Annotated in this window: 7 protein-coding genes, 1 other RNA gene and 4 pseudogenes; 5 read left to right on the forward strand and 7 right to left on the reverse strand. The window is 66.3% G+C overall.

Annotated features, from left to right (window positions below; translation table 11 throughout):
• The 3 genes and pseudogenes from G3436_RS22025 to G3436_RS22035 all read right to left on the reverse strand — a co-directional run.
• The coding region (locus tag G3436_RS22025; protein ID WP_163949436.1) for an ATP-binding cassette domain-containing protein at positions 1–976 on the reverse strand (976 nt) is incomplete at its 3' end.
• Positions 973–1,937, reverse strand: a pseudogene (locus tag G3436_RS22030) (HlyD family secretion protein). The gene G3436_RS22025 and the pseudogene G3436_RS22030, both read right to left, overlap by 4 nt.
• Before the next feature lie 93 nt (positions 1,938–2,030).
• Complete coding sequence (locus tag G3436_RS22035; protein WP_163949453.1) at positions 2,031–2,480, reverse strand: EVE domain-containing protein; 450 nt, start codon at positions 2,478–2,480, stop codon at positions 2,031–2,033.
• Between the two features lie 182 nt (positions 2,481–2,662).
• Here G3436_RS22035 and G3436_RS27060 point away from each other — a divergent pair, with 182 nt between their 5' ends.
• On the forward strand, positions 2,663–2,806 hold the full coding sequence (locus G3436_RS27060; RefSeq protein ID WP_178116561.1) for a hypothetical protein: 144 nt from the start codon (positions 2,663–2,665) through the stop codon (positions 2,804–2,806).
• Positions 2,807–2,823: 17 nt separating this feature from the next.
• On the opposite strand, the gene G3436_RS22040 is transcribed toward G3436_RS27060, so the two are convergent.
• From G3436_RS22040 to G3436_RS22055, 4 genes and pseudogenes are all read right to left on the reverse strand, one after another.
• Complete coding sequence (locus G3436_RS22040; protein ID WP_163949457.1) at positions 2,824–3,429, reverse strand: 5-formyltetrahydrofolate cyclo-ligase; 606 nt, start codon at positions 3,427–3,429, stop codon at positions 2,824–2,826.
• Between the two features lie 85 nt (positions 3,430–3,514).
• A non-coding RNA gene (ssrS, locus tag G3436_RS22045) (6S RNA) lies at positions 3,515–3,692 on the reverse strand.
• 45 nt (positions 3,693–3,737) lie between these two features.
• A pseudogene (locus G3436_RS22050) lies at positions 3,738–4,028 on the reverse strand (cell division protein ZapA); the annotation flags it as partial.
• A pseudogene (locus G3436_RS22055) lies at positions 4,025–4,235 on the reverse strand (TIGR02449 family protein). The pseudogenes G3436_RS22055 and G3436_RS22050, both read right to left, overlap by 4 nt.
• Positions 4,236–4,388: 153 nt before the next feature.
• Here G3436_RS22055 and G3436_RS22060 point away from each other — a divergent pair.
• The 4 genes and pseudogenes from G3436_RS22060 to G3436_RS22075 all read left to right on the forward strand — a co-directional run.
• On the forward strand, positions 4,389–4,943 hold the full coding sequence (locus tag G3436_RS22060) for a YecA/YgfB family protein (RefSeq protein ID WP_163949461.1): 555 nt from the start codon (positions 4,389–4,391) through the stop codon (positions 4,941–4,943).
• A 30-nt stretch (positions 4,944–4,973) separates the two neighbouring features.
• Positions 4,974–6,308, forward strand: coding sequence for a Xaa-Pro aminopeptidase (pepP, locus tag G3436_RS22065; RefSeq protein WP_163949467.1), 1,335 nt, complete (start codon positions 4,974–4,976; stop codon positions 6,306–6,308).
• Positions 6,305–7,501 (forward strand): 2-octaprenyl-6-methoxyphenyl hydroxylase, encoded by a 1,197-nt coding sequence (ubiH, locus tag G3436_RS22070; RefSeq protein WP_163949464.1) that lies wholly within the window; start codon positions 6,305–6,307, stop codon positions 7,499–7,501. The genes pepP and ubiH overlap by 4 nt, the downstream gene beginning before the upstream one ends.
• Before the next feature lie 36 nt (positions 7,502–7,537).
• Positions 7,538–8,591 (forward strand): annotated as a pseudogene (locus tag G3436_RS22075) (2-octaprenyl-3-methyl-6-methoxy-1,4-benzoquinol hydroxylase); the annotation flags it as partial.

Here is an 8,591-nt window from a genome sequence, read left to right on the forward strand (position 1 = left end):
CGCTGGCCGGCATCAGGCCGGTGAGCACTTTCATGGTGGTGGTCTTGCCGCAGCCGTTGGAGCCGAGAAAGCCGAAGATCTCGCCGCGCCCGATGGCAAAGCTGACCTTGTTCACCGCGGTGAAGTCGCCGAAGCGCAGGGTCAGTGCATGCGCCTCGATGGCAATCTCGCCGCCGTCGGCCGGCCTGGCGGGGATTGCCAGGGGCATCGGCTTGCGGCTGCGGTCTTGCTGCTGCTGGCGCTGGTAGCAGGTGAAGGCGTCGTCCAGCTTGCCACTGGCAGTGGCGCCGGCCAGGTCGCGGCTCAACCCTTGGGCAATCAGCTGGCCACGGTCGAGCATCAGGCAGTGTTCGAACTGCTCGGCTTCTTCCATGTAGGCGGTGGCGATCAGCAGGGTCAGCTGCGGGCGCTCCTGGCGCACCTGTTCGATCAGCTCCCAGAAGCGTCGGCGCGACAGCGGGTCGACCCCGGTGGTGGGTTCGTCGAGGATCAGCAGGTCGGGCTCGTGGATCAGTGCGCAGCACAGCCCGAGCTTCTGCTTCATGCCACCCGACAGCTTGCCTGCCGGGCGCTCGGCGAAGCGCTCGAGGTCGGTGGCCAGCAGCAGCGCATGCATGCGCGTGTCGCACTCGCTGCGGTTCAGGCCGAACAGGGTGGCGAAAAAGCGGATGTTCTCGCGGATCGACAGGTCCGGGTACAGGTTGCCGCCCAGGCCCTGGGGCATGAACGCAATGCGCGGGTACAGGCTGTTGCGGTGGCGGCGCTGGCGGATCGAGCCGCCCAGCACCTGCAGCTCGCCCTGTTGCAGCTTTTTCACGCCGGCGATCAGCCCCAGCAGGCTCGACTTGCCCGCACCGTCCGGGCCGATCAGCCCGCAGCGCGTGCCCGCCGGCAGCGCGAAGCTGATCGCCTGCAGGGCCTCAAGCGCGCCGTAGCGGTGACTGATGCCCTGGGCGTGCAGCGCCAGGGCGCTCATTGCAGGTTGGCCGGCCAGTCCACGGGGGCGCTGCGCACGTAGCCGGCGCGGGCATGCCGGGTTTGGCCTGGGGCACGGCGCTGGGTTCGGTGAGGCGCAGTTTGACGCGAAACACCAGCTTCTGGCGTTCGTCGCGGGTTTCGACCTGTTTGGGCGTGAACTGCGCCTTGGCCGCGACAAAGCTGACCTTGGCCGGCAGTGCGCGCTCGGGCAGTGCATCGAGCACGATGCGCGCCTGGTCACCCACGGTGAGCTTGCCGGTGGTGGAGGCGGGCAGGTAGAGGTTCATGTACTGGTCGCTGGGGTCGATCAGCAGCAGCACGCGCCCACCGGCACCGAGCACTTCGCCCGGCTCGGCCAGGCGCAGTTGGATCACGCCATTGATCGGCGCGCGCAGGCTGCTGTCGTCGATTTCGCTGGTGAGCTGCGCCACCTGGGCCTGGGCGGCGCCAATCGCGGCCTTGATCGCCGCCAGTTGTGCGCGTGCCGCCACCACTGCCGAGTGGCTGGTGTCGTGGCGCGCCTGTTGCTGGTCGAGCAATTGCTGGCTGGCGTATTTGCGCTGATACAGCTCGCGGATACGCTTGAGTTCCTGGCTGGCCAGCAACTGTTCGCTCTGGCGCAGCTGTACCGTGGCCTGGGCCGCGGCGTAGTTCTCGCGGGCGCGCAGCACTTCGGCCTCGGCCTGGGTGCGCTGGGCCTCCAGGGTGCGGGTGTCGATACGTGCCAGCAACTGGCCCTTGCTCACCACGTCACCTTCGTCGGCAAGCACCTCGGCCAGGCGTCCGGGCACCTTGGTGGCGATCTGCACTTCAGTCGCTTCGAGTCGCCCGTTGCCCGCGCTCAGGCCTTCGGGCAGGCGGTCGTGCAGCGACTTCCAGTAGCCCAGGCCGCCGGCGCCGAGCAACAGCGCGATCAGCGCGCCGGCAAACAATTTGGGGGTATGTTGACTCATCGACATGCACCTGCGTCCTGCTGCATTGACGTCAGAGTCTGACGTTTCGCCTACCGTGGCGGGTTGATACGCATCAAATGTGTGGCCATCCTACGCGACTCAGCGCAAAGCGCGCACTGCCGCCCATTGTTCGGCCGTCACCGGCATCACCGACAGGCGGCTGCCCTTCTGCACCAATGGCATTTCGGCCAGTGCGGCCTGCTGCTTGAGGTAACCCAGCCCCAGCACCTTGGCGAAGGTTTCGACATGCGCCACGTCCACCGCGCTCCAGGGGTTTTTCTCGGCACTGGCCTTGGCGTCGAAGTAGTGGCTCTCGGGGTCCAGCGCGGTCGGGTCGGGATACGCCGCAGCGCTGATGCGGGCGATGCCGGCGATGCCCGGTTCGGGGCAGCTGGAGTGGTAGAAAAAGAATTCGTCGCCTACCGCCATGGCCCGCAGAAAGTTGCGTGCCTGGTAGTTGCGCACCCCGTCCCAGCGGGCCTGGCCCAGGCGGCCAAGGTCGGTGATCGAGAGCTCATCGGGCTCGGATTTCATCAGCCAGTAGGCCATGGGGGCGCTCCAGACAAGGTTTGAAATAACCTGTTGCATGAAACCGACAGCCGGTTGGCGTCAACGTTTGCGTGTCGCCTCGGGTTGTCGGAGAATGCGCGCATTTTAAGCTTGACGCTGCTGCACGGCCTAATAAAAACCGTTGCTGTCATCGTGATGAGTTTGCCTGAGGGGGGCAATCGATGAATCGCAAACCGGATCTGCTCTGGGTGTTGGTGTTTCTGTTCGGCCTGGGTGTCGTCACCACGGGTTATGCGCAAAGTCTGTGGGAACAGAAGCTGGAAACCGCCGCCTATGAAATGCCGGTGAACCCCGCGCAACGTTGATCGACCCGCCAGCCCGTTCAGGGCGCCAGGTACCACCCCGTGTCCGACACCGTGCCCTGTAGCGGCACATCCCAGCTGGCCTGGGCCAGCCGTTCGACCTTCTGGCATTCGTGGGCCAGCCCCAGCAAGCGGGGTTTCTTCCAGGCCTTGCGCCGCCCTTGATAGGCCAGGCTGCGGTCATAGAAACCGCCACCCATGCCCAGTCGCCCACCCGTTGCATCGAAGCCCACCAATGGCAGCAGAACCAGGTCCAGTGCCCACACCGGCCGCTGGCGTCGCTGGCTGATGCGCGGCTCGGGGATACGAAAGCGGTTGGGCCGCAGTTTTTCCCCGTGCTCGAAGCGCTGGAAGGCCATCCTGGTCTTCGGCCAGGCGTGCAGTACCGGCAGGTAGGTGCGCTTGCCGCGGCGCTGGGCCTCGCGCAGCAGCAGGCGCGGGTCGATTTCACCGTCGTTGGGCAGGTACAGGGCGATGTGGCGGGCGCGGCGGAACAGCGGATGCTGCGCCAACTGGCGGTACAGGCCGCGTGCGGCCTGCTGTTGCGCGGCCGGGCTCAAGGCACGACGGGCATCACGCAGCAGGCGGCGAAGTTGCGGGCGGGTCAACGGCGCAGTGTCGGTCATGGCACGGGCGGTCCCAGGGGCAACTGCCACGCGCGGGTGGCAGTGCAGCTGCGCACGCCGCAAGGGGGCGTGGGCAATGGAATTCAGGCTCCCCGACGAACCGCTGTCGGTGTAGCCCTTGAACCCGAAAGTTCAAGGTGGAGATTACAGGAGGCGTTAAGGCTTTCCGTCAAGCGGACATGCACACCGGCCCCACGTGCAACCCCCGTGGTTGTGCGTATCGGCTCAGGGACATGACCGACTGGCAAGCACTCCAGGGAGTGGCGAGAGTATACCCGAAACTCAGGCCGGTTTTGAACCGGCATCGTCGCCAGGGCCTGATCGACACGTTCGAGCAGGTCGCGTACCTGCTCGCGGGTAGCGCCACTGGCCGGCGCCTGCGGGCGTTCCTGGTTGTGCAACAGGTCGTGGGTGATGTTCAGCGCAGCCATCACCGCAATGCGGTCGGCGCCGATCACTTTGCCGCTGCTGCGGATCTCGCGCATCTTGCTGTCCAGGTAGCGCGCTGCGCTGACCAGGTTGCTGCGTTCTTCCGGCGGGCAGATGATCGAATACTCTTTGTCGAGAATCTGAACGGTGACGCTATTGCTTGAACTCATGAGTCTTGCTCCAGGGCCTTGAGCCGCGAAATCATCGATTCGACCTTACGCCGGGCGATCTCGTTTTTTTTCGATGAGGTGGGCGCGCTCCTCGCGCCAGGATTTTTCCTGAGCTAATAGGAGTGCATTTTGCCGTTTAAGTTGCTCGACGCGTTCGATCAACAGCTCGAACCGGCCCATCAGCACTTGCAGGTCGTTCTCTGGCATGAAGTGCCACTCGCTTCTGTAAGACGGGTCTTACCCGCTCATTAAGTTCCGGCATGCTCCGAATTGGCGGCTTCGATGGTCTTGGCGCGCCTGCCGGTGCTAGGATACAAGGCCTTCATTCTAGTCATTGCGCCGTCTGACGCCTAGCTGCCCATGCCCATTCCGAATTCGCCGTACACCGCTTTTGCCACCTTGCTCTCCAGCAACGGTCACCCTGTTTCGCCTGCCGAGCTGCATGGCCTGTTGCTCGGGCGCAGTTGCGCCGGTGCCGGCTTCGAGGTCGACGGCTGGCTGGCCGATGCCGCCCAGCTGCTCGAAGTCGAACCTGCCGACACTGTTCGCAATGCCTTGATCGGCCTGCAGGAGATGGTCAAGGGCGAGCTCACCGGTGAAGAAGTCACCGTGGTGCTGTTGCTGCCCACCGACGATGCCCCGCTGACCGAGCGTGCGATTGCACTGGGCCAATGGTGCCAGGGCTTCATCGCCGGTTTCGGCCTGAATGCCGGCGGCAAGGACCTGAGTACCGAAGCCAAGGAAGTGCTGCAGGACCTGGTGGCGATCTCCCAGGTGCAGGACGCGCTGGAAGAGTCCGAAGACGGCGAAAGCGACTATATGGAAGTGATGGAGTACCTGCGCGTCGCACCGATGCTGCTGTTCTCCGAGCTGGCCAAGCCAGAAGCGCCCGCGCCCAAGCCGTCCTTGCACTAACTACATGCCGAACAGGGGTTCCTCGTGCCTATAGCCCATATCCCGAAAGCGGAGTATGCCCGTCGTCGCAAGGCGCTGATGGCGCAGATGGAACCCAACAGCATCGCCATCCTGCCGGCGGCCGCGGTGGCCATTCGCAACCGTGACGTCGAGCACGTGTACCGCCAGGACAGCGACTTCCAGTACCTCAGCGGCTTTCCCGAGCCTGAGGCGGTGATCGCATTGATTCCGGGGCGCGAGCACGGCGAGTACGTGCTGTTCTGCCGCGAGCGCAACCCCGAGCGCGAACTGTGGGACGGCCTGCGCGCCGGCCAGGAAGGCGCGGTGCGCGAGTTTGGCGCCGACGACGCGTTCCCCATCACCGACATCGACGACATCCTGCCTGGTCTGATCGAAGGCCGCGACCGGGTGTATTCGGCCATGGGCAGCCACCCCGAGTTCGATCGCCACCTGATGGAATGGATCAACCTGATCCGCTCCAAGGCCAACCTCGGTGCCCAGCCGCCGAACGAGTTCGTTGCGCTGGATCATCTGCTGCATGACATGCGCCTGTATAAATCGGCGGCAGAAGTGAAGGTGATGCGCGAGGCCGCGGCGATTTCGGCGCGCGCCCATGTGCGGGCGATGCAGGCCTGCCGCGCCGGGCTGCACGAGTACAGCCTGGAGGCGGAGCTGGACTACACGTTCCGCAAGGGCGGGGCGAAGATGCCGGCCTACGGCTCGATCGTCGCCGCCGGGCGCAATGGCTGCATCCTGCACTACCAGCAGAACGACGCGCTGCTCAAGGACGGCGACCTGGTGTTGATCGACGCCGGTTGCGAGATCGACTGCTACGCCAGCGACATCACCCGCACCTTTCCGGTCAGCGGGCAGTTTTCGCCGGAGCAGAAGGCAATCTATGAGCTGGTGCTCAAGGCGCAGGCGGCCGCGTTTGCGGTGATCGCCCCTGGCAAGCACTGGAACCACGCCCACGAGGCCACCGTACAGGTGATCACCGAAGGGCTGGTGGAACTGGGGCTGCTCAAGGGCAGTGTGCCCGAGCTGATTGAAACCGAGGCCTATCGGGCCTTCTACATGCACCGCGCCGGCCATTGGCTGGGGCTGGATGTGCACGATGTCGGCGAATACAAGGTCGGCGGCCAGTGGCGCGTGCTGGAACCCGGCATGGCGCTCACGGTCGAGCCGGGCATCTATATTGGGGCCGACAACCAGAGCGTCGCGAAAAAGTGGCGCGGCATCGGCGTACGGATCGAGGATGACGTAGTGGTAACCAAGCAGGGCTGTGAAATCCTGACCTCCGGCGTGCCCCGCACGGTGGCCGAAATCGAAGCACTGATGGCGGCTGCACGCAGCCAGGCCGCATGAGCCGGGTCAACCTTGCCATCATCGGCGGCGGCCTGGTCGGCGCCAGCCTGGCGCTGGCCCTGCAGGCCGGGGCCAAGGCGCGTGGCTGGAAGATCCTGCTGATCGAACCGTTCGCCCCGGGCGACAGTTTCCAGCCCAGCTACGATGCGCGTTCCTCGGCGCTGTCGTTCGGTACCCGGCAGATCTACGAGCGCCTGGGCCTGTGGCAGCCGATCAGCCGCCGCGCCGAACCGATCCGCCAGATCCAGGTGTCCGACCGCGGCCGCTTTGGCGCCACCCGCCTGGATGCGCTGGAAGAGGGCGTGCCGGCGCTGGGCTATGTGGTCGAGAACGCCTGGCTCGGCCAGTGCCTGTGGCAAGGGCTGGACGCCGAGGTGGTGAGCTGGCGCTGCCCGGCGCAGGTCACCGCGCTGCAGCCACTGGCCGATGGCTACCGGTTGTTGCTGGACGATGACACCCTCGTGGAGTGCGACCTGGCGGTGCTCGCCGATGGCGGGCGCTCCGGGCTGCGCGAGCAGTTGGGCATCCATGTCAGCCAGCGCCCTTACCACCAGAGCGCCCTGATCGCCAATATCACCCCGAGCGAAGCCCACTGCGGGCAGGCGTTCGAGCGCTTCACCGACGACGGCCCGATGGCCCTGCTGCCGCTGACCGAAAACCGCTGCGCGCTGGTCTGGACCCGCGCCGGCATGGACGCCAAACGCCTGGCCGAGATCGACGAGCGCGATTTTCTGGCCGAGCTGCAAGGCGTGTTCGGTTACCGCCTGGGCGCGTTGCGCCAGGTCGGCGCGCGTCATCTGTACCCGCTGTCGCTGGTGGAGGCGCAGGAGCAGGTGCGCTCGCACCTGGTGGTGCTGGGCAATGCGGCGCACAGCCTGCACCCGATTGCCGGGCAGGGCTTCAACCTGTCGCTGCGCGATGTGCAGGCATTGGCCGAGGGTCTGCTGGCCGGGCCCGAGGTGCCGGGCGACCTGGCCACCCTGCAGGCTTACCGCGAGCGCCAGCGCCTGGACCAGGACCTGACCGTGGGCTTCTCCGACAAGGTCACGCGGCTGTTCGGCAGCGGTCAGCCGTTGCTGGCCACCGGACGCAACCTGGGCCTGCTGGGCCTCGACCTGCTGCCCCCGGCCAAGCGCTGGTTCGCCCGTCAGGCCATGGGCCTGGGCACGCGCCCGGACCCGCAGGGCAAATGATCCCTTTCTCTTTTTATCAGGCGTAACAGCATGGAAATGCGCGCAGATCTGTTGATTGTCGGTGCCGGAATGGTCGGCAGCGCCCTGGCCCTGGCCTTGCAGCACAGCGGCCTGGACATCCTGCTGCTCGACGGCAGCCCGCTGTCGGTCAAGCCGTTCGATGCACAGGCCCCGTTCGAACCGCGGGTCAGTGCCCTGTCGATGGCCAGCCAGCGCATCCTCGAACGGGTCGGCGCCTGGCAGCACATCAGTGAACGACGCGTGAGCCCATACGCGGACATGCACGTGTGGGACGGCAGCGGCACCGGCAGCATCCACTTTTCGGCGGCCAGCGTGCACGCCGATGTGCTCGGCCACATTGTCGAGAACCGCGTGGTGCAGGACGGCTTGCTGCAACGTCTGCACGACAGCGAGATCGGCCTGCTGGCCAACGCGCGCCTGGAGCAGATGCGCCGCTCCGGTGACGACTGGCTGCTGACCCTGGCAGACGGGCGCACCCTGCGTGCGCCGCTGGTGGTCGCGGCCGATGGGGCGAACTCGGCGGTACGCCGCCTGACCGGTTGCGAAACCCGCGAGTGGGACTACCTGCACCACGCCATTGTCACCAGCGTACGCTGCGCCGAACCGCACCAGGCCACGGCCTGGCAGCGTTTCACCGACGACGGGCCGCTGGCATTCCTGCCGCTGCTGCGCGATGGCCAGCAGCACTGGTGCTCGATCGTATGGTCGACCACGCCCGAGCAGGGCGAGCGTCTGATGGCATTGCCCGACGCCGCGTTCTGCGCCGAACTGCAGCGGGCCTTCGAAGGCCGCCTGGGCACCGTGCTGCAGGCGACCCGCGGGTCTGCGTGCCGCTGCGCCAGCGCCACGCCAAGCGCTATGTGGCCGAAGGGCTGGCGTTGATCGGCGATGCGGCGCACACCATCCACCCCCTGGCCGGGCAGGGCGTGAACCTCGGCTTGCTCGATGCGGCCGTGCTGGCCGAGGTGCTGCAGCACGCCTATGAGCGCGGCGAGCGCCTGGCCGATGTGCGCGTGCTGAGCCGCTACGAGCGTCGGCGCATGCCGCACAACCTGGCCTTGATGGCGGC

It is taken from the genome of Pseudomonas brassicae (assembly GCF_010671725.1).
Classification (GTDB): Bacteria; Pseudomonadota; Gammaproteobacteria; order Pseudomonadales; family Pseudomonadaceae; genus Aquipseudomonas; species Aquipseudomonas brassicae.

Bases quoted from the DNA above. Each gene is read 5' to 3' on its own strand.
- G3436_RS22035 (WP_163949453.1), bottom strand. From the start codon at position 2,480: ATGGCCTACTGGCTGATGAAATCCGAGCCCGATGAGCTCTCGATCACC.
- G3436_RS27060 (WP_178116561.1), top strand. From the start codon at position 2,663: ATGAATCGCAAACCGGATCTGCTCTGGGTGTTGGTGTTTCTGTTCGGC.
- G3436_RS22040 (WP_163949457.1), bottom strand. From the start codon at position 3,429: ATGACCGACACTGCGCCGTTGACCCGCCCGCAACTTCGCCGCCTGCTG.
- G3436_RS22060 (WP_163949461.1), top strand. From the start codon at position 4,389: ATGCCCATTCCGAATTCGCCGTACACCGCTTTTGCCACCTTGCTCTCC.
- ubiH (WP_163949464.1), top strand. From the start codon at position 6,305: ATGAGCCGGGTCAACCTTGCCATCATCGGCGGCGGCCTGGTCGGCGCC.